Here is a 19,275-nt window from a genome sequence, read left to right on the forward strand (position 1 = left end):
CCGCGGAGCACGTGAACCGCGGTATCGGCATAGTCTCAAGCACCGATGGCAGCAAGCCGGTCTCGAACGAACGAGCGGCTCGTTTTAGCGACGTCGATGGGATCGACGTCGCGGGAGCCGAAGCCTGTCTCCACGGTGAAGTAGCCCTGGTAATCCGCGGACACCAGCGCGCCAAGAAGGTCATCCCAATCCATATTGCCCTTGCCGATCGCCTTGCGGTCGGTATCGGCAGCATGCAGGTGAACCAGATTGGGGCCCATGTCGGTCACATAGGACGACAGCGGACGGCCCTCATAGGCGATATGGCAAGTGTCGAACATCAGGCCGACATTGGCGCATTCCGCCTCGACCATCATCCGCCGTGCATCGGCGGCCGTGTCGATGAGATTGGTATCCGCCGTCGTCGGCTCAATAGCGATGGTGATGCCGCGTTCGGCGGCATGGGCGGCCACCTTGCGCAGGCAATCCAGGCTATGCGCCCAGGCCTGTTCGCGCGACATCTCTTCGGCCCGCCAGCCGCCGATGAAGAGCACCATCCCGGCGCCGAGATCGTGCGCGAGATCGACGATATCGGTGTAGTGGCCGATCGTGGACAGCCGCTCGGCATGCAGGATTGAGCAGGGATTGCAGCCAAAGCCGCCGCCGATGGCGGGCAGAAGGCTGCTGATCGCGATGCCCTCGCCGTCGGCCAATGCCCGGATCTCCGCCCGGCGCGTCTTGGACAGATGCGCCGGCCAGGCGTGGGGTGCGCAGCAGCCGATCTCCACCGCATCATAGCCGATGCCGGCAAGGGTGCGGATCGTATTGGGCAGCGAGTAGGTCGGAAGAAAGGTTGGAAAGCTGCTGAAGGGGAAGGTGTTGAATGCTAATTTCATCATGGGTTCCTTACGCGCCTGCCTCAGGCCGCCAGTGGTGGCGCCATCGCACCGGTCATGATCGCGACCGCGTCCGACATCGAATAGTCCGACGGCTTGATGATCGCTGCGCGGCGGCCCAGGCGGTGGATGTGGATCCGATCGGCCACCTCGAACACATGCGGCATGTTGTGGCTGATCAGGACGATCGGTACGCCGCGCGCGCGAACCTTGAGAATGAGGTCGAGCACCTTGCGCGACTCCTTCACGCCGAGCGCCGCCGTCGGCTCGTCCATGATGATCACCTTGCTGCCGAAGGCGGCAGCGCGGGCAACGGCCACTCCCTGGCGCTGGCCACCCGACAGCGTTTCCACCGCTTGCTGGATATTCTGGATGGTGAGCAGGCCGAGGTCTGAGAGTTTTTCGCGAGCAATGCGGTCCATGGCTGGCCGGTCCAGCTGACGCAGGAGCCGGCCGAGGATGTTGTTGCTGTAGATCTCGCGGCCGAGAAAGAGATTGTCGCTGATCGACAGCGCCGGAGAAAGCGCCAGCGTCTGGTAGACAGTCTCGATCCCGGCCTTCCTCGCCTCAATCGGCGAACCGAAGGTGATGGGCGCGCCATCAAGCAATATCTCGCCGGCATCGGGCCGCACCGCGCCCGACAGAGCCTTGATCAGGCTCGACTTGCCGGCGCCGTTGTCACCGATGACCCCCAGGATCTCTCCCGGCATCAGATCGAAATCGGCATGATCGATGGCCACGACGCGACCGTATTTCTTGACAAGGCCCTTGGCCTGCAGAACGGGTTTTGACATCTCGATCATGCAGATACCTTTCTGATCCACTGGTCGATCGCGACCGCAATGAGAATGAGCCAGCCGATGGCAAAGAGCTGCCAGAGCACATCGACGCCGGCGATGCGCAGGCCTGATTGGAATACGCCGACGATCAGTGCGCCGATCAGCGGCCCGAGGATGGAACCTCTTCCACCGAACAGCGAGATGCCTCCGATGACGACAGCCGTGATGGACTGGAGATTGCCTTCGAAGAAGCTGGTGGGGGAGACGGCCCCGACACGGCCGATCGCGGACCAGCCGGCGAGCGCGCAGATCAGGCCGGCCACCGCATAGACCGAGATCAGGACCCGGTCGGTCCGAATGCCCGCGAGTTCTGCGGCTTCCCGGTCATCGCCGACAGCATAGATATGACGGCCCCAGGCGGTTCGCGTCAGGGCATACCAGAGCACGAGGAAGACGATAACGAAGAGAATGGAGCCGTAGCTGACCTCGGTGCCGAAGACGGAGAAGTTCTCGCCGAAGAATTTCAGCGTCGGCGCTGCGGCATCGATCTCGCTGCCGCGGATCGATTGCGCACCCGAGAAATAAAGGTTCAGCGCGTAAAAGACGTTCCAGGTGCCGAGCGTCGCGATGAAGGGCGGCAGCTTGATCTTGGTGACGAGAAAGCCGTTGAAGAGCCCGATCCCGGTGCCGACGGCAAACGCGACAAGGAGTGCTGCAGGTGTCGGCCAGCCGAGCTTTACGGCGAGATTGCCCGCGATCACCGAGCTCAGGACAAGGGTTGCGGCAACCGAAAGGTCGATACCGGCCGTCAGGATGACGAGGCTCTGGGCCACCGCCAATACACCGATGATCGATACCTGCTGGACGATCAGCGACATGTTGTAGGGCGAGAAGAATTTGCTTCCGGCAAACAGGCCGAAGCCGATCAGCGACAGGATCAGCACGATCAGAGGGATGATGGTCGGGTAGGCGTGCAGGAAGCGCTGCACTTTGCCGATGATGCCGATATCGTCCACGTCGAACCTGGCGTAGGCATCTCCGGCGCTCTTGGCTTCAATGCCGTCGGCATGCGGCACTTGTCCTTCGGTGTTGGTCATTGATAATCCCTTATTCCTGGGAGCGCCGTAAGGCGTTTGCGCGCGGGCACGGCGGTGGCATCGGGATGCGCGCCGTCACGCGCATCCCTGCTTCGTCCTTGGGAGGACCGTGTCAGGGGTTGGCTTAGCGCGGCAGGATCAGCCCCAGCACTTCTTCAAGGCTTCGTCCGAAGTCATCGACTTCAGGCCTTCGACCGGATGGTCGGTCACCAGCTCGACGCCGGTATTGAAGAAATCGAGACCGGGGGTCGGCTCCGGCTTCTTGCCGCTGTCGGCAAAGGCCTTGATCGCCTCGATGCCCATCGACGCCATCATCAGTGGGAACTGCATCGAGGTGGCGCCGATCACGCCGGCCTTGACGTTCTGGACGCCGGGGCATCCGCCATCGATCGACACCACGGTGACTTTGTCCTTGCGACCGGCAGCCTTGATCGCCTCGAATGCGCCGGCAGCAGTCGGTTCGTTGATCGTGTAGACGAGGTTGATCTCGGGATCGACCTGCAGCAGGCTTTCCATACCGGTGCGCCCACCATCTTCGTTGGCGTTTGTGACAGCATTGCCGATGATGCGCTTGTCGTCTTCGTCGCCGATACGCTGCGGGTTCTTCACGTCGACACCGAAGCCGGTGAGGAAGCCCTGGTTGCGCATGTAGTCGACGGTGATCTGCTGGGCATTGAGGTTGAGAAGCGCGATCTTCGCATCTTTGCTCTTGTCACCAAGGGTACCGGCGGCCCACTTGCCAACGAGTTCGCCGGCCTTGAAGTTGTCGGTCGCAAAGGTTGCGTCAGCGGCATTGGCAGGATCGAGCGGCGTGTCGAGCGCGATCGTCAGCAAGCCGGCCTTGCGGGCCTCGGCGATGACGGGCACCAGGGCGCTGGAATCGTTCGGCGTCAACAGAATTCCCTTGGCGCCGCTGCCGATGCAGGATTCGATCGCGGCAATCTGCGTATCAGCGTCGCCGTCCTGCTTGCCCGCGAAAGTGAGCAACGTGATGCCCAGTTCCTTCGCCTTGGCGGACGCGCCTTCCTTCATCTTTACGAAGAACGGATTGACCTCCGTCTTGGTGACCAGGCACGCAGTAATGTCTTCCGCATGCGCCGGAGCGCTCAAGGCTAGGGTAATCGCAATTCCCGAGACCGCGCCAGCAATAAGATTTCGCATGTGTTCCTCCCTATGCCCAAAAGGCCGTTGGCTCTCTCAACCCGTGAATGTCTGGTGTCATTGGCTCCTCACCGCCGACCTTCATAAGCAAACACCAAAGGAAACATCTGTCAATAGATAAGCCGGTATGATTTATTAATGACGTAGATACATCAACAAAATGCTCGCTTTTCGGCAATTTACGGCGCGCAGGCAGCATGCTTCTCCAGGTTCACATCGATAAAAAATCATCCGGTATGATTTATCTATTGACGATTGTACGTTTCTTTTCGATAGTGCAGACATCGATGAGCACTTGCCCAGCAGCGCGATCGGCGCTTTGCTATGGCTGCGCTAGAATGAGGGCGTGTCTTGGTGGAGGGGACGAGCTTGCTTGAAATGGAACGGGCCGATCAAGGTCAGCCAAGCCTGGGCGATCCAAGCCGCGGCACCAATCAGACCGGGATCAAGCTCTATAACGAGCGGCTGGTGCTGTCGCTGGTGCGTGCGCATGGTTCGCTGTCGAAAGTCGAGATCTCGCGGCTGACGGGGCTTTCCACGCAGGCAAGTTCCGTGATCATGAAACAGCTTGAGGGTGAGGGCCTGCTGATCAAGGGCACGCCGCAGCGCGGCAAGGTCGGCCAGCCGTCCGTGCCCATGTCGCTCAATCCCGAGGGTGCCTTCTCAATTGGCCTGAAGCTCGGGCGCCGCACCGCCGAACTGGTGCTGATGGACCTGTCGGGCGCCGTGCGCCGCTTCATCAGCACGACATACCGCTATCCGACGCCGAGCCTCCTGCTTGCCTTCCTGAAACAAGGCGTCAACGAGATTATCGACAACATGACGCGGCTGCAATTTTCCCGCATGCGCGGGATCGGCATTGCCGCTCCGTCGGAAATGTGGAGCTGGGAGGAAGAGGTCGGCGCGCCGCATGAGGTGGTCGAATCCTGGAAGCAGTTCGACCTGAAAGCCGAACTGGAACAGATGTTCGCTCTCCCTGTTCATTCCTATAACGATGCCACCGCCGCCTGCGCCGCCGAACTCGCCTTCGGCGAGGGCCGCAAATATCCGGACTTCCTCTATATCTTCTTCGCCACGCTGATCGGCGGCGGCGTCGTGCTTGACGGATCGCTGTATCCGGGGCGGCGCGGCTATGCAGGCTCTATCGGCTCGGCGCCCGTCCCCTCGATGACGCCGGGCGGCCAGCCCAAGCGCCTCATCCAGTGCGCGTCGATCTATCTCTTGGAGCGAATGATCGTCGCCGAGGGCGGAGATCCGAGCCTCATCTGGCACAAATCGGACAACTGGGCGCATATCGGAGAAGTGCTCGACCGCTGGATCGAACAGACCACGGACAGTCTCGCGCTGGCGATCGGATCGTTCATCTCGGTCATCGATTTCCATCACGTCGTCATCGACGGCGGCTTCCCGCCGCATGTCCGATCCGTCGTCGTCGAGAAGACCAGGGAGAAACTCGAGCGTCTGGAAATGCAGGGCGTTGCACCGGTGGAAGTTGTCGAAGGCAAGATAGGCAGTGACGCCCGCGTGCTCGGGGCAGCCAGCCTTCCGCTTCTGGCGGACTACGCACGCGACCGCGACGTGCTCTTCAGCTCGGCCGCATCGTAATCGATATCACTACGCAATAGGGCTTTCCCAAGGAGCCCGGGAGGAAAATCGTGCTTATAGGAATAGACTGGGGTGGCACCAAGATCGAAGGTGTGGCCATGACGCATCAGGGTGAGGAGCTGCTGCGGCTGCGCGAGAATACGCCTCGCCACGACTATTTCGGCTGCATCGCGATGATCAAATCGATGATCGATGCACTAGAAGCAAAGACAGGACAGAAAGGCTCGCTCGGCATCGGCATTCCCGGTTCGCTCGAACCGGTCAGCCGGCTGGGTAAGGGCGCAAGCTCCACCTGGCTGCTCGGGCGGCCGGTCGAAAAAGACCTGCACGACGCCATCCAGCGCGATATCCGGGTGGAAAATGACGCCGATTGTTTCGCCGCTTCAGAAGCGGTGGATGGCGCCGGCGTCGGGCACAATGTCGTGTTCGCCGTTATCCTTGGCTCCGGCGCCGGCGCGGGCATCGCTGTCGGCGGCAAGGCGCATCACGGACCCAACAACAGCGGCGGGGAATGGGGTCATAACCCCCTGCCGTTCCCCGATACCACCGAAATCCCCGGCCGTCCCTGCTATTGCGGTCGTCATGGCTGCATGGAGACCTGGGTCGCCGGGCGCGCTTTTGAGGCCGAATACACCCGGCACACGAATGAAGAGCTGAAAGCGCGTGAGATCATCGAAAAGAAGCGCAATGGCGATCGTCTTTGCGGGCTTTTGTGGGATCGCTATGTCGATCGCGTCGCAAGAGGCCTGGCGACCGTCGTCAACACACTCGACCCGGATATTCTGGTGATGGGCGGCGGGATGTCGAATGTCGAGGAACTCTACATCGACCTGCCGCCGGCGCTTGCGAAACGAACCTTCTCCACCGTATTCAACACGCCGATCCGCAAGGCCGTGCATGGCGATTCCAGCGGGGTTCGCGGCGCCGCATGGCTTTGGAAAGACTGATTTCGCCGCCCCTTAAAGGACAAAGATCCATGACTGCTCAATCCGATATCAACGCGCGCTTTTCGTTCGCGCTCAACCTCATCCGCCAGGCCGGCGATCTCGCCGATGGCTATTTCAAGAACCGCGACAGCCTCACCATCAAGGCCAAGGGCCTGCAGGATATGGCAAGCGAAGCCGATCTCAACACCGAACTGCTGATCCGGGGCCAGCTCGAGAAACACTTCCCCGAAGACGCCTTTCTCGGCGAAGAGACCGGCCTCTCGAAATTCGCGGAAGGCCAGGGCATATGGGTTGTCGATCCAATCGACGGCACTCAGCCTTTCATTTCAGGCATGTCGAGCTGGTGCGTTTCGATCGCCTTCGTCCAGGATAACATCCTGAAGTTCGGCATGGTCTATGCGCCAGAGCGCAACGAACTTTTCGCCGGCGGCATCGACTTCCCCGCAACGCTTAACGGCGCGCCGGTCGGCAAGCATCCCGGCACCACCATTCGCGACGGCATCGTCGGTGTCGGCTATTCGCCGCGCGTGACGCCGGACGAATTCCTGCCGATGTTCGACCGCTTCTTGAAGAATGGCGGCATGTTCTATCGCGACGGATCGGGCGCGCTGACGCTCTGCTACATCGCTAGCGGTCGCCTGCTTGGCTACATCGAGCCCCACATCAATTCCTGGGATTGCCTCGGCGCCATCGCCGTCATCCGCGCTGCCGGCCTGAAAACCAATGACTTTCTGGCAGATGACGGTCTGCGCAAGGGTAACCGGGTCATTGCTGGCAACGAGACGATCTATCAGGCGCTCGTTGAAATCTACGGCTGAGGACGCCGCGTTTGAGTGCTGACCGGCGTCGCAGGGGAGCGGCGCCGGTCGGCCTGTCGTTTGAAAGGGGGGCTTGTGCCAGACGACATTATTTTCAATAGAGGCTTTTCAGCACTGCTGTTCGACATGGACGGCACGCTGCTTGATTCAACCGCCGTGGTCGAGAGGATCTGGGGCCGATGGGCGATCGATCACGGGATCGAACCCGGGCCGCTGATCCGCACGATCCACGGGATCAGGGCCGTGGACGTTCTCAAACGTCTCAACCTCACAGGCGTCGACCCCGTCGACGAGGCACGGCGCATCGAGGCCCAGGAGATGGAGGATGTCGAGGGCATAGTGCCGGTCGCCGGCGCGATACCGTTACTTAACAGCCTGCCACCGAAGCAGTGGGCGATCGTCACCTCGGCGCCGATTGAGCTGGCAAGGAAACGGCTTGCTGCCGCGGGTATCCCGATGCCTGAGGTGATCGTCAGCGGCGAGGATGTTGCGCGCGGCAAGCCGCATCCGGATTGCTATCTCCTGGGGGCGAAGCGGCTGGGGTTCGAACCCGGTGCGTGTCTGGCATTCGAGGATGCGCCCGCAGGCACCCGCGCTGCAGAAGCGGCGGGCTGCCCCGTCGTGCTGGTCACGGCAACCCACAGCACGCTCCACCCTTTGGGTCACATTGCCGTTCGAGATTACCTCGGGCTGAGATGTTCCCGAGATGACGGCAAGATAAGCGTCTGGTTCAAGACGAACTAATCGAAACGCCGGCCTCAAACGAGACCGGTGCTAACGTTTCATCTTCGGCGCACTGTATCGCGACGCGCCGACGTCTGTCATGGCAGACCTATCGAGCGCCCGCTTGCAAGCCGGCCGCGTCGGAAAGGATCGCGGTGGCTTCGTTTAAGAGAACGTCTTTCGCCTTCTTGCGGGCATTTTCCAGCGCGATGTCGGCCGTGAGGCTACGCTCGTTGGATTGCAGGCCGTCGTCGTTGGTGGTGTCGACGCCATCGTCCAACTGGGCGCGAGACTTCAGCCGATTTTCGCGCGCTGTCAGCTCTTTGCGGCGGTCGGCTTCGTTGAGCGAGATCACGCCCTTGTCGCGCTGCGCCTTCAATTCGGCAACGTCTTCGATAAGACGCTGGAAGTCCGGGTCGCTTTCCACGCGCTTGTCGTGAAGGGCCTGCAGCTTAGGCAGCTCGATCTTGAGGTTGCCAGCCTGCTTGTAGCGGGCGGGCTTGATCTGCGTCCAGGGGAGCGCGTTGTCGTAGCTGGTTTCGCCGAAGGTCTTCGGGTCGGAGAGGCCGGGCAGGGCGATGTCGGGGGTCACGCCGCGCAGCTGCGTCGTGCCGCCGTTGACGCGGAAGAACTGGGCGATCGTCAGCTTCAGCTCGCCGAATTTCGGTTTGTCGTTGCGCGCCACCTGGTCGAGGTTGACCACGGTCTGCACGGTGCCCTTGCCGAAGCTCGGCTCGCCGATGATCACGCCACGGCCATAGTCCTGGATGGCGGCCGCGAAGATCTCGGAAGCGGAGGCTGAGCCGCGATTGATCAGAACGCCGACGGGGCCGGTCCATGCCGGTGTCGGCAGATCGTCGCTTTGAACCTCGACCTTGCCATCGGCGCCGCGCTGCTGAACCACCGGGCCCTTGCCGACGAACAGGCCGGTGAGGTCGATCGCTTCGGCAAGCGAACCGCCGCCATTGTTGCGCAGGTCGATCAGCACGCCGTCGACATTGTCCTGCTTGAGCTCGGTCAGCAGCTTGGCGACGTCGCGGCTGGCGCTTCTGTAGTCCTTGTCGCCCTTGCGGCGGGCTTCGAAGTCTTCGTAGAAGGCCGGCAGCGTGATCACGCCGATCTTGCGGGTGACGTCGCCATCCTTGACCGGGAGAACGGTCTTCTTGGCCGCCTGCTTTTCGAGGCTGATCTTGTCGCGCACGAGACTGATGACGCGATGACCGCCATCGGCGCCGGCATCGGCGGGCAGGATATCCAGGCGGACGATCGAATCCTTCTCGCCGCGGATCAACTGCACGACTTCATCGAGGCGCGTGCCCATCACTTCCTTGATCGGGCCGTCGGCGCCCTGGCCGACACCGGTGATACGGTCGCCGACCGCGAGCTTGCCGGAAAGCTGCGCCGGGCCACCCGGAACGAGTTCGCGGATCGTCGTGTAATCGTCGCGCTCCTGCAGCACCGCGCCGATGCCAACCAGCGAGAGCTTCATCGAGATATCGAAATCGGCCGATGCGGTGGCGCCGAAGTAATCGGTATGCGGATCGATCGACGTCGAATAAGCGTCCATGAAGGACTGGAAGACGTCGTCGCTCTTGTACTTATAGGCGCGCTCGAGCGCGTTCTTGTAACGCTTGTCGAGCGTGTCGCGAATAGTGGCTTCGGTCTGGCCTCCGAGCTTCAGCCGGAGCCAATCGGCTTTCACCCGCTTGCGCCAGAGATCGTTGCTCTCGGCCTCGGATTGCGGCCAGGGTTTGTCGTCGCGCACCAGCGCGTAGTCTTCCTGCGCGGTGAAATCGAAGCCCTTTTTCAGGAGATCGCGGGCATAGGTCATGCGATCGACAATGCGCTGCTCGTAGACATTGAAGATCGAAAAGGGAAGCTTGAGGTCTTCTTTCTTGATGGCGTCGTCGATCTTGGTGCTATCGGCCATGAAGGTGTTAATGTCCGACTGCAGGAAAATCATCCGATCCGGATCGAGCGACTTGATGAAGCGATCCATGATCTTGACGGAGAGGCTATCGTCGAGCGCGACCGGCCGATAGCTGTAGCGCGTCAGAAACTGCGCGCTCAGCTGCGCTGCCTGCTCCTGCTGCTTTTGCGGCGCCAGAACCGGCACCGGTCCCATGTCCAGTGCATGGGCCGTGGGCGCAATCGCCAGGAAAATGCCGAGGAAACCGTATTTAATGCGCATCAAGCTGTGATCCAATTCCGACTGCTCGCGTTTGTCTACATTCTAGGTGGAGCAATTATGGTTTTTTAGCAACCGGGTTGATTGGACGGATAAACGCTGACGCCGATATCATCTACAACTTTTGGTGAGATCGGTTGTGAAGGCAGACGGTGTTCACGCCGGCCGGCCGCCTCAAACGAGCGTCTTGGCGGCTACCAGGACCTCTTTATCCACATGAACCTCATGGCGGGTCTCGGGATATTTTCGGTCACGAACATCCTCGGCGAATGTCCGGAAAGCGTTCACGCGCAGATCCTGCAGGCGCGCCTCTTCCGCCGCCAGATCGGCATATTGCTTGGCATGGCGCGGCACGCGGCTGATGCCTGTACCTAGCACGTCGCAGGAGAACAGATATTGGGCGTCGCAGACCGCGCCGCAGCCCATTCCAATCGTGATCAGCGGCGTCGAGCGCGTGATCCACTCGGCTATCGCCACGGGGACAACCTCCATCTCGACCGCCCAGGCGCCGGCCTGCTCATAGTCCTTCACGCGACGATAGATCGATGCCGCCTCCTCAGGCGTCTTGCCGATCGAGCGGAAATTCGTCCACGTGGCCCAGCGCGGCACGAGACCGACATGGCCGCTGACGGGAATGCCCTCCTTGGCCATCGCTTCCAGCAGGCGCAGCGAGCCGGCGAAGTAGAGGCAGCTGGCGCCTAGATCGAGCGCGCGAAAGCCTTCGCGGATGGCGCTCGATTCGTCATGAATGGCGCCCTGCACATGGGCTGCCTGGATGAAGGCGGTGGGGGCTGCCTTGCGTATCCGGGGAAGCTGCTCGTCCACCTCGCAGGTGAACATCTCGATGCCGGCCTCGGCGGCTGCCGCTGCCTCCGCCGGGCTATCGACATGCATGGTTAGGAATTGACGCTTGCCCTTGAGCGCGCGCAGATCGGCTACGGTCAATGCACGGGTCATGCCTTGTTGCCTTCCTGCGCTTCCTTGCGAGCGTTCTCGCGTTGCAGCTTCTTCTGCCAGCGCGCGTTCATCGCTTCGTCGCCATCCTTGGTGCCGTCGTGCCAGGTGCCGAACCACTTGTCGAACGGGATCAGGCCGTCGGCATAGTTCACCTCGAAATACTTGTGGTGGAGGTAGTGGGCATAGGCGTGGGTATCGAGCCCGCCTTCCTCGCCCGCCTCGATCTTGTCGAAGCCGACATGGCCGACCACCGCGCCGAGCGCCAGCGAATGCAGATTGTAGATGGCGACCAGTGGATGCGAGAAGATCACCAGATGGATCAGTGCTTCACCGAAGAAGAGCAGGTGCTCGACCGGGTGCATGGCAAGCGATGACCAGGGAGACGGATTGACCGAATTGTGGTGCACCGAATGCACGAATTTGTAGAGTGCTGGAATGTGCAGCGCGCGGTGGATCGCGAAGAAGTAGGCTTCGTGGAACACTGGCACGAAGAGCACGATGCAGGCAAGCCAAACCGGATTGTCCTGGAACGTCGCCATCGGCACGTAGTTGTTGGCGAATGCCCAGAGCGTCACGACCTCGATCGCGGTCCAGATCGTGACACCGGTGCCGACGCCGCGAATGATGCTGTCATAGGCCTGCGAGCCGAATAGAAAGACGGTGTTCTTCTTGTCGGCCGGGAAATTCGGATTGTACTTGAAGCGGTTTTCCTGGCGGCGAAGCTTGTAGAGCCGCAGCTCGATCACGCCGTAGAACAGGAAGAATGCCGCGAGGTTGCGCGCGAAGATGAGCGCGATCCAGCCGACGGAGAAGGTCTTCGTCGTCTCTGTCCCCGGCGTCAGGAAAAACCAGAAGATCGCCGCGGTGACCATGAAGAAGGCGTTCCACGGAAAGAAGTAGTTCGGCAGCCACTTCAGGAATTTCAGTGGGTTTGGCGGCAGCACGAAGACCGGCGCCGGCGTCAGCACGCCATCAGGCGTCCAATGGCCTCTCTTGTCTCTCTTGCCGAATTTTGAATCGTCCATGACTTGCCTCCCGCATGCGTCATTGATGTTTCGAATGCTTTATCTGCCGGCATCGGTCGCGCTGCGATCAGGCTGCCAGCAGCGACTTCAGCTTGACGTCGGCCTGCGCGAGCGCCGCCGGATCGACGGTCTTGCCCGAGGCGATCAGCATTTCCGCCAACCGGATGTCGCGGGCGATGCCATTGCCTGGACCGATTCCGCTCGCCGAAAGCAATCGCCCGTCGGCACCGATCTGGAAGATGATGAAGGCGCCCCCGCCAACCTCTCGCCGAACCGAGGTGACGGCCCCTTCTGCAAGGCCGGTCACCTGAAGCGTCAGCTCGTATTGATCCGACCAGAACCACGGCACGGCGGTGATCCGCTCGTCCGCACCCATGAGATTGGCCGCCGCGAGCATCGCCTGCTCCTGGGCGCTCCGCCAGGATTCGAGCCGAACGCGCCTTCCGCCATAAACGGGAATGGGGAAGGAGCAGCAGTCACCGGCGGCGAAAATGTCGGGGTCGGAGGTCCTGAGGTGACCATCCACCATGATGCCGTTTTCGATCGCCAGCCCCGCTTTTTCCGCGAGCTCGACATTCGGGATCGAGCCGATGCCGATCACCGCAATGTCGGCGCCGATCGTTCGCCCGCCGGCCAGGCCAATCGAGACGCCGTCGGCACCGATCTCGAAGGTCTCGATCCGGCTCGCGCACAGGATTTCCACGCCCGCCGCCTCGTGGCGCGAGGCGACCGCGTGGGCGATATCCTCGGGCACGCCGCGCGAGAGGATGCGTGGCAGGCCCTCGATCAGGGTGACGGTGGCGCCAAGGCCGCGAGCGATGGCCGCGAGCTCGAGGCCGATGAAGCCGCCGCCGACGATGGCGAGCCGGCTGCCCTCATGCAGATGCCGTTTGATCGCCAATGCATCGGCATGGGTGCGAAGCGTCAGTACGCGCTCGGAGCGTTCGGCGATGCCGGGGAGCGGACGTGGCCGCGCGCCGGTCGCAAGCAGCAGCTTGTCATAGGCGAGCGTCGTTCCGTCCGAGAGTTCGACGGTCTTGTTCGAACGATCGATCCCGATCGCGTCGGCGCCCAGGCGAACGTCGATACCGCGTTCCTTGTAGCCATCGGCATCCATGATGAACTTCGGATCGGCGCCCTTGAGGATCCCGTTCTTCGACAGCGGCGGCCGCTCGTAAGGGTGGAGTGCTTCCGCGCCCACTAGCATGATCGCGCCGTCGAAATTGCGCTCGCGCAGCTGCAGCGCGGCACGTCCGCCGCATTCGCCACCGCCGATGATAACGATAGAGGACATGGCTGTCTCCATACTACCGGTTCGCTGGGTGTCAGGCGGGGATGGCGAGCAGGACTTCGCCCGCTTCGATCTTCGCCTGGTAGGTGTTGAGGCTTTTGCAGGCCGGCGGCCGGCGCGGCGTGCCGGTGCGATAGTCGAAGGCCCCCGAATGCTTGGGACATTCGATCTCGTAGTCCATTACTAGCCCGTCGGCGAGGTGGATGGCCTCGTGCGAGCAAAGGCCGTCGGTGCAGAACACCTCGTCCTCGGGAGAACGATAAACCGCGTAAGTGCGACCGCCATGGTCGAAGCGTATGACGCCTTCCTGCTCGATGTCGTCAAGACGACAGGCTGATACCCAGCTCATGATGTGCCTCCCTTCACTCCTCCAGACATCACTAAATATCGGTCCGCGCCCACCACGGCGCAACGCCGATATTGACGCAAATGCATCATTCACTAAGCTCACGAATGAGGAGCAAGGGAGGATGTTCGTGGCGAGAAAGCCGAGCATGGATGACGTAGCGGCGGCGGCCGGCGTCAGCCGCATCACTGTCGACCGTGTGCTGAATGGCCGCGGCGGCGTCAAGCCGAAGACCGAGCAGCTGGTCATCGAGACGGCGAGGGCGCTCGGCGTCGACCGCGCGCTCACGATGATGCCGACGCGCATCCTCCGCATCGGCGTGGTGCTGCAGAACAATGTGAATTCCTATTACGTGAAGCTGCGCGAAGGCTTCATCCGTTCGGCGCAGCAATACAAGCGCTACAACATCCGCATCACCTTCTGGTATTTCGAGCAGATCAAGGCTGAAGCCGCAATCAAGACGCTGGCGAAGGCCGCAGCCGAATGTGACGGCCTCGTCGTCATCCTGTTCGATGACCCTGATGTGACCGCGATGGTGGATCAGCTGTCGCGCAAGCTCCCCATCGTGACCGTCGCCTCCGACCTGCCGGGCACCGGCCGGATCGGCTATGTCGGCTCGAACGCCGTTCAGGAGGGGCGCACGGCGGGCGCGCTTATGGGGCGTTTTCTCGGTGATACCGGCGGCGACGTGGTCGTCATCGTCGGCCTTTACCAACTGCTGGAGCACGACCAGCGCGAAATGGGCTTCCGCGACATCTTGGGCCGGGACTATCCGAACTGCCGGGTGGTCGAGACGTTTCAGAGCTACGAACAGGAGAACATCCGCAAGGATTTCCGCACGCTCCTGCGCCGCCACGCCGCGCTGCGAGGCGTCTACAACATGTCGGTGGGCAACCCTGTGCTCGCCGAAGAACTGAAGGCGATCGGTAAGGACCAGTCCGTCTGTGTGATCACCCATACGGTGACGCCGGAGCGGGTGGAGTTGATGGATGACGGTGTCGTCGATGCGATCATCGACCGTGAACCTTTTCTGGAGGCGCGGCGCGCAATCGAAATCCAGCTCCACAACGCCGGCCGTTTTGCCGAAGACGACATAACGCCGCCGCAGCGGCCGCGGATTTTCCTGCGCGAGAATGTCCGCTTCGAGTAATCGTATCGCGAGATCGCCGGTGGTTCCCCAAGTGTCAAGCGCTGCCTGAGCGCCGAAATCAGGAAAATGATGAGAAAACGTTTTCTCACGTTGACTTTGCATTTGGGAAACGCTTTTCTCACTTCCGAGAGAAGGAGGAGATTGCGTGGTCGCTCGGAGCAACCGTGTCACAATTCATGACGTCGCCAAGGCTGCGGGCGTCAGCGTTTCGACTGTATCGAAGGCGCTGAACGATACCGGCCGGATGGCGCTGGAGACACGCGAGAAGATCAAGTCGATCGCGGCCGACGTCGGCTTCCGGCCGAATGCACTGGCCCGCAGCCTGCTATTCAACAGAAGCTTCACCGTGGGGCTGCTCACCAACGATACCTATGGTCGCTTTACCCTGCCGCTGATGTCGGGGATTTCGGAGGCGCTGGTCGATCATGGTGTCTCGGTCTTTCTCTGCGCGATCGAGGATGATCCAGCACTCGCCAAGGTTCATGTCGACGCCATGCTGGACAAGCAGGTGGATGGCATCATCGCGACGGGCAAGCGGGTCGACAGGTCTCTCCCGGTCGATCTCGCTGGCCTGCCGGTGCCCGTCGTTTATGCTTTCACCGAGGGCGTGCCGGGAAGCGTGATCCTGACGGCGGATGATTCCGACGGCGCGCGGCTCGCCGTCGAGAGGCTTCGCGAGGTCGGCCGCAAAAGCATCGTCCATGTGACCGGTCCCGACAGTTTCGTCTCGGCCGTGGAGCGAGCCGATGCCTTTCGCCAGGCCGTCGCTCCGGATGCGCTCGTCATGCACGGAACGTGGACGGAGGCCTGGGGGCATGAGGCCGTCGCCATTCTTTGGGGTGGCGACAACGAAACGCCGGACGGCATCTTCTGCGGCAACGACCAGATCGCGAGAGGCGTGGTGGATGCCTTGCGCGAACGAGGCGTCCGTGTGCCCGAGGATGTGTCGATCATCGGTTTCGACAACTGGGAGATCTTCGCCGACCAGACGCGGCCGGCGCTGACGACGGTCGACATGAATTTGAAGGAGCTCGGTCGAACGGCCGGTCTGACGATCTTGGATCTTGCCGAAGGACGGGCTGTGGAGGCCGGACTGCGCAAGCTTCCATGCAAGCTGGTTGTTCGCCAGTCCTGTGGTGGAGACCGGGAAATCTAACGGGAGGCGGGGCGCGTTTGCCCCATGATTTGGAGGAAATCATGCATAAGAGAATGCTTGCAGCGACGGCTTTGCTGTCAATATGCCTTTGCTCGGCGGCATCGGCCGAAACCGTCAGCATGTGGGTGCGTTCGGGCAGCGGCGGCGGCGCCTTCAAGGCGGTCATCGACGCCTATAACGCGGCCAATCCCGACAAGGTCGAACTCACCGAAATCCCGTCGGACCAGATGGTCCAGAAATATGCGACGGCGGTTGCCGGCGGTCAGGCGCCCGACGCGATCTCGCTTGACCTGATCTACACTCCGTCCTTTGCGTCCGCCGGCCAGCTCGAAGACTTGACCGATTTCGCCAAGTCGCTCAACTATTTCAACGCGCTGGCCCCCGCTCACGTCAAACAGGGTACCTATGAAGGCAAGGTCTACGGCTTGCCGCTCTTGGTCGAGACCTCCGTCTTCGCATGGAACAAGGGCCTCTACAAGAAGGCCGGGCTCGACCCCGAGAAGGCGCCGACGTCATGGGAAGAGATCACCGCCAATGCCGAGAAAATCCGCAAGCTCGGTGGCGATGACTACGGTTTCTATTTCTCGGGCGGTGGCTGTGGCGGCTGCATGATCTTCACCTTCGCGCCCCTCGTTTGGGGTGCGGGCGCGGATATCCTGTCTGAGGATGGAAAGACCGCGGCACTGGATACTCCCCAGATGCGAAAGGCCGTCGACGACTATCGTGCGATCGTCAAGTCGGGCGCCGTACCTGCCAGTGCCGCGACCGATAACGGCGTGGACTTCCTGAAGTTCCTCGGTGGCAAGATCGGCCAGCAGAGCCTTGGTGCGTTTGCCATCGGCACGATGATCACGCAGCATCCGGAGCTCGACTTCGGCGTGACGATGATCCCCGGCGTCGACGGCAAGCCGTCCTCCTTTGCCGGCGGCGACAATATCGTCGTCACCAAGGGCACGCCGCATGTCAGTCAGATCCAGACGTTCCTGCAGTTCGTCTATTCCGAAGAGGGACAGACGATCATGGCCAAAAATGGCAGCCTGCCGACGCGCACCGATATCGCCGAGCAGGTCCTGAAGGGACAGGATCCGCGCCTCCTCGTGGCAGCCGATGCGATCAAGGTCGCCAAAACGCCCTATACGCTGCAGTTCAACGATCTGATCAACAGCCCGAACAGCCCGTGGTCGCAGTTCATCAATGCCGCCATGTTCAGCGATGACGTCGACGGCGCCTTCGCTAACGGTCAGGCCGACATGCAGTCGATCATCGACAGCGCGCAATGATCTCAAGGGTCGGGATCGCCCGGCGCTCCCGACCCGACACATCGCAATCGCTCGCCATTTCACAAACTGAACGAGATCAAAGATGACGACTGAAATCATCTCCGTCTCTCCGAAGCGCAGGCGGCGGCGGAGAGGGGGCTGGCGGGGCGTTGCCTATATCGCGCCCGCGATCGCCCTGGTGACCGTGTTCTTCGTGCTGCCGCTCCTCTTCACCGTGTGGATGAGCCTGCACCGCTGGCCGCTCATGGGATCGTCGCGCTGGATCGGCATCGGCAATTACACGCGCATGTTCAACGACCCGCGTTTTTGGACATCGCTTGGCTTCACCGCTCAATACACGCTGGTGGTCACGATCGCGATTTTCGCGCTGGCGTTTCCGCTTGCCTTCTTCGTCGACAAGCCGCGCCGCTTCGTGTCGGGCTATCGCACCATCATCTTCCTCCCCGTCGTCATCGGCCTTGCATCGGCATCGCTTCTGTGGGTCTGGCTCGCCAATGTCGATAGCGGCCTGTTCTCGCCCGTCTTCGAAATGCTTGGCCTCACGCAAGGGCGACGCAACCTGCTTGCGACCTTCGACAGCGCCTTCCTGACGATCATCGTCATGGTCGTGTGGAAGGTCGCCGGCTTCACGATGATCATTCTTCTGACCGGGCTGCAGGGCATTCCGTCGGAGCTGACGGAGGCCGCGCGCATCGATGGCGCCGGCGCCTGGCAGCGCTTTCGCCACCTGACGCTGCCCTTGATGCGCAGAACCATGGCGCTCGCGCTCATCCTGTCAGTCACCGGTTCGATACTCGCCTTCGACCAGTTCTACATCATGACATCAGGTGGACCGCAAAACCGCATGATCTCGATCGTCTACTACATCTTCAACCAGTCCTTCGTGTCGTTCAATCTCGGTTATGGCGCGGCTCTTTCCATCGCGCTGCTCGTCATCCTGGTGGCGCTTAGCATCGTGCAGCTCTGGCTGCTCAAGGTTGGGGAGGATCGTCCATGACCGGTCGCACAGCCCTTCGCGCCCGCCGCAATGCAAGGCGGGCCACGAGCTATCACGTCGCCGGTGCCGCGATCGTGGTCTTCTTCCTGGCGCCGTTTGCGATCATGCTCATGTCATCGTTCCGCCCGCGAAGCGAAACCGCTCTGCCGCCATGGCCGCTCACCGGCATCAGCGAATTCAGCGTCGATGCCTACAGGACGCTCGATACGTTCGGTGCCGGCATCTGGCATCACATGTTCAACTCGCTGATCGTGTCCGTCGCGACGGTGGTGCTGACGGTGGCGATCAGTCTGCTCGCTGGCTACGGCTTCTCGCGCTACCGGTTCCCGTTCAAGAACGTGCTGTTCATCCTAATCATCGCGACCTTGATGATCCCGTTCCAGTCGATCCTGACGCCGCTCTTCATCATCCTCTCGCGGCTAGGGCTCAACAATTCGCTGCTCGGGCTGACGCTCGTCTACGTCACGCTACAGCTGCCATTCTCCGTCTTCATGATGCGCAATGCGTTCGACGCGGTGCCCAAGGAGATCGAGGAGGCGGCCCGTATAGATGGCGCTCGCGATCTCGGCCTGCTCGCCCGCGTGCTGTTTCCGCTGGTGCTGCCCGGTGTCGTCACGGTCGCGATCTTCGCCTTCCTCAATGCCTGGAACGAGTTCTTCGCGGCACTCGTGCTTTTGTCCAGCAACGAGAAGTTCACGCTGCCGGTGCTGATGACCGCCGTGCGCTCTTCCAGAATGGGCGCCATCGATTGGGGCGCGGTGCAAGCCGGCGTCGTCGTCATGGTCATCCCCTGCCTGCTCGTCTTCCTGCTTCTGCAACGCTTCTACATGCGCGGCCTGATGGCCGGCGCCGTCAAGTAATTCAAAGGAGAATTTGAGAA

18 protein-coding genes are annotated in these 19,275 nt (G+C 61.6%); 9 read left to right on the forward strand and 9 right to left on the reverse strand.

From position 1 onward, the window contains the following. Window positions 1-35: 35 nt before the first annotated feature. From QTL96_RS12130 to QTL96_RS12145, 4 genes are all read right to left on the reverse strand, one after another. On the reverse strand, window positions 36-875 hold the full coding sequence (locus QTL96_RS12130; protein ID WP_162726862.1) for a sugar phosphate isomerase/epimerase family protein: 840 nt from the start codon (window positions 873-875) through the stop codon (window positions 36-38). A gap of 23 nt (window positions 876-898) precedes the next feature. Beyond that, complete coding sequence (locus tag QTL96_RS12135; protein ID WP_112943488.1) at window positions 899-1,678, reverse strand: ATP-binding cassette domain-containing protein; 780 nt, start codon at window positions 1,676-1,678, stop codon at window positions 899-901. Then, window positions 1,675-2,751, reverse strand: coding sequence for an ABC transporter permease (locus QTL96_RS12140; protein ID WP_112943489.1), 1,077 nt, complete (start codon window positions 2,749-2,751; stop codon window positions 1,675-1,677). The genes QTL96_RS12135 and QTL96_RS12140 overlap by 4 nt, the downstream gene beginning before the upstream one ends. Before the next feature lie 138 nt (window positions 2,752-2,889). After that, a complete protein-coding gene (locus tag QTL96_RS12145; RefSeq protein WP_113008933.1) occupies window positions 2,890-3,912 on the reverse strand; it encodes a substrate-binding domain-containing protein in 1,023 nt (340 codons plus the stop codon). 378 nt (window positions 3,913-4,290) lie between these two features. Here QTL96_RS12145 and QTL96_RS12150 point away from each other — a divergent pair, with 378 nt between their 5' ends. From QTL96_RS12150 to QTL96_RS12165, 4 genes are all read left to right on the forward strand, one after another. After that, window positions 4,291-5,517, forward strand: a complete 1,227-nt coding sequence (locus QTL96_RS12150) for an ROK family transcriptional regulator (protein WP_289727898.1) — start codon at window positions 4,291-4,293, stop codon at window positions 5,515-5,517. Window positions 5,518-5,567: 50 nt separating this feature from the next. Beyond that, window positions 5,568-6,464, forward strand: coding sequence for an ROK family protein (locus tag QTL96_RS12155; protein WP_113008931.1), 897 nt, complete (start codon window positions 5,568-5,570; stop codon window positions 6,462-6,464). 29 nt (window positions 6,465-6,493) lie between these two features. Next, window positions 6,494-7,282, forward strand: a complete 789-nt coding sequence (locus QTL96_RS12160; RefSeq protein WP_162735100.1) for an inositol monophosphatase — start codon at window positions 6,494-6,496, stop codon at window positions 7,280-7,282. A gap of 75 nt (window positions 7,283-7,357) precedes the next feature. Then, window positions 7,358-8,026 (forward strand): HAD-IA family hydrolase, encoded by a 669-nt coding sequence (locus QTL96_RS12165; RefSeq protein WP_289727841.1) that lies wholly within the window; start codon window positions 7,358-7,360, stop codon window positions 8,024-8,026. Window positions 8,027-8,114: 88 nt separating this feature from the next. Here the strand turns inward: QTL96_RS12165 and QTL96_RS12170 are convergent, their stop codons facing one another. The 5 genes from QTL96_RS12170 to QTL96_RS12190 form a co-directional block, all read right to left on the reverse strand. After that, window positions 8,115-10,196, reverse strand: a complete 2,082-nt coding sequence (locus tag QTL96_RS12170) for a carboxy terminal-processing peptidase (protein ID WP_289727842.1) — start codon at window positions 10,194-10,196, stop codon at window positions 8,115-8,117. 171 nt (window positions 10,197-10,367) lie between these two features. Next, on the reverse strand, window positions 10,368-11,150 hold the full coding sequence (locus QTL96_RS12175; RefSeq protein WP_112973042.1) for a 3-methyl-2-oxobutanoate hydroxymethyltransferase: 783 nt from the start codon (window positions 11,148-11,150) through the stop codon (window positions 10,368-10,370). Continuing rightward, window positions 11,147-12,175: a sterol desaturase family protein gene (locus QTL96_RS12180; RefSeq protein WP_112943496.1), complete on the reverse strand. Its 1,029-nt coding sequence runs from the start codon at window positions 12,173-12,175 to the stop codon at window positions 11,147-11,149. Before QTL96_RS12180 ends, QTL96_RS12175 begins: the two co-directional genes overlap by 4 nt. 67 nt (window positions 12,176-12,242) lie before the next feature. Further along, complete coding sequence (locus QTL96_RS12185; RefSeq protein WP_112943497.1) at window positions 12,243-13,469, reverse strand: FAD-dependent oxidoreductase; 1,227 nt, start codon at window positions 13,467-13,469, stop codon at window positions 12,243-12,245. A 31-nt stretch (window positions 13,470-13,500) separates the two neighbouring features. Beyond that, a complete protein-coding gene (locus QTL96_RS12190) occupies window positions 13,501-13,815 on the reverse strand; it encodes a MocE family 2Fe-2S type ferredoxin (RefSeq protein WP_112943619.1) in 315 nt (104 codons plus the stop codon). Between the two features lie 145 nt (window positions 13,816-13,960). On the opposite strand from QTL96_RS12190, the gene QTL96_RS12195 reads away from it, so the two are divergent. The 5 genes from QTL96_RS12195 (at window position 13,961) to QTL96_RS12215 (ending at window position 19,255) form a co-directional block, all read left to right on the forward strand. Beyond that, on the forward strand, window positions 13,961-14,962 hold the full coding sequence (locus QTL96_RS12195; protein ID WP_289727843.1) for a LacI family DNA-binding transcriptional regulator: 1,002 nt from the start codon (window positions 13,961-13,963) through the stop codon (window positions 14,960-14,962). Window positions 14,963-15,107: 145 nt separating this feature from the next. Continuing rightward, window positions 15,108-16,118, forward strand: a complete 1,011-nt coding sequence (locus QTL96_RS12200; protein WP_112943499.1) for a LacI family DNA-binding transcriptional regulator — start codon at window positions 15,108-15,110, stop codon at window positions 16,116-16,118. Window positions 16,119-16,159: 41 nt separating this feature from the next. Then, complete coding sequence (locus QTL96_RS12205) at window positions 16,160-17,398, forward strand: sugar ABC transporter substrate-binding protein (RefSeq protein ID WP_113198433.1); 1,239 nt, start codon at window positions 16,160-16,162, stop codon at window positions 17,396-17,398. Between the two features lie 82 nt (window positions 17,399-17,480). Further along, on the forward strand, window positions 17,481-18,395 hold the full coding sequence (locus QTL96_RS12210; RefSeq protein WP_113198432.1) for a sugar ABC transporter permease: 915 nt from the start codon (window positions 17,481-17,483) through the stop codon (window positions 18,393-18,395). Next, a complete protein-coding gene (locus QTL96_RS12215; protein WP_113238465.1) occupies window positions 18,392-19,255 on the forward strand; it encodes a carbohydrate ABC transporter permease in 864 nt (287 codons plus the stop codon). Before QTL96_RS12210 ends, QTL96_RS12215 begins: the two co-directional genes overlap by 4 nt. Window positions 19,256-19,275: the final 20 nt, after the last annotated feature.

It is taken from the genome of Rhizobium sp. S163, assembly GCF_030380805.1.
Lineage (GTDB): Bacteria > Pseudomonadota > Alphaproteobacteria > Rhizobiales > Rhizobiaceae > Rhizobium.

What these genes read in the sequence shown, in the direction of transcription:
- QTL96_RS12130 (WP_162726862.1), bottom strand. Translation starts at nt 875, where the DNA reads ATGAAATTAGCATTCAACACCTTCCCCTTCAGCAGCTTTCCAACCTTT.
- QTL96_RS12135 (WP_112943488.1), bottom strand. Translation starts at nt 1,678, where the DNA reads ATGATCGAGATGTCAAAACCCGTTCTGCAGGCCAAGGGCCTTGTCAAG.
- QTL96_RS12140 (WP_112943489.1), bottom strand. Translation starts at nt 2,751, where the DNA reads ATGACCAACACCGAAGGACAAGTGCCGCATGCCGACGGCATTGAAGCC.
- QTL96_RS12145 (WP_113008933.1), bottom strand. Translation starts at nt 3,912, where the DNA reads ATGCGAAATCTTATTGCTGGCGCGGTCTCGGGAATTGCGATTACCCTA.
- QTL96_RS12150 (WP_289727898.1), top strand. Translation starts at nt 4,291, where the DNA reads ATGGAACGGGCCGATCAAGGTCAGCCAAGCCTGGGCGATCCAAGCCGC.
- QTL96_RS12160 (WP_162735100.1), top strand. Translation starts at nt 6,494, where the DNA reads ATGACTGCTCAATCCGATATCAACGCGCGCTTTTCGTTCGCGCTCAAC.
- QTL96_RS12170 (WP_289727842.1), bottom strand. Translation starts at nt 10,196, where the DNA reads ATGCGCATTAAATACGGTTTCCTCGGCATTTTCCTGGCGATTGCGCCC.
- QTL96_RS12175 (WP_112973042.1), bottom strand. Translation starts at nt 11,150, where the DNA reads ATGACCCGTGCATTGACCGTAGCCGATCTGCGCGCGCTCAAGGGCAAG.
- QTL96_RS12180 (WP_112943496.1), bottom strand. Translation starts at nt 12,175, where the DNA reads ATGGACGATTCAAAATTCGGCAAGAGAGACAAGAGAGGCCATTGGACG.
- QTL96_RS12185 (WP_112943497.1), bottom strand. Translation starts at nt 13,469, where the DNA reads ATGTCCTCTATCGTTATCATCGGCGGTGGCGAATGCGGCGGACGTGCC.
- QTL96_RS12190 (WP_112943619.1), bottom strand. Translation starts at nt 13,815, where the DNA reads ATGAGCTGGGTATCAGCCTGTCGTCTTGACGACATCGAGCAGGAAGGC.
- QTL96_RS12195 (WP_289727843.1), top strand. Translation starts at nt 13,961, where the DNA reads ATGGATGACGTAGCGGCGGCGGCCGGCGTCAGCCGCATCACTGTCGAC.
- QTL96_RS12205 (WP_113198433.1), top strand. Translation starts at nt 16,160, where the DNA reads ATGCATAAGAGAATGCTTGCAGCGACGGCTTTGCTGTCAATATGCCTT.
- QTL96_RS12210 (WP_113198432.1), top strand. Translation starts at nt 17,481, where the DNA reads ATGACGACTGAAATCATCTCCGTCTCTCCGAAGCGCAGGCGGCGGCGG.
- QTL96_RS12215 (WP_113238465.1), top strand. Translation starts at nt 18,392, where the DNA reads ATGACCGGTCGCACAGCCCTTCGCGCCCGCCGCAATGCAAGGCGGGCC.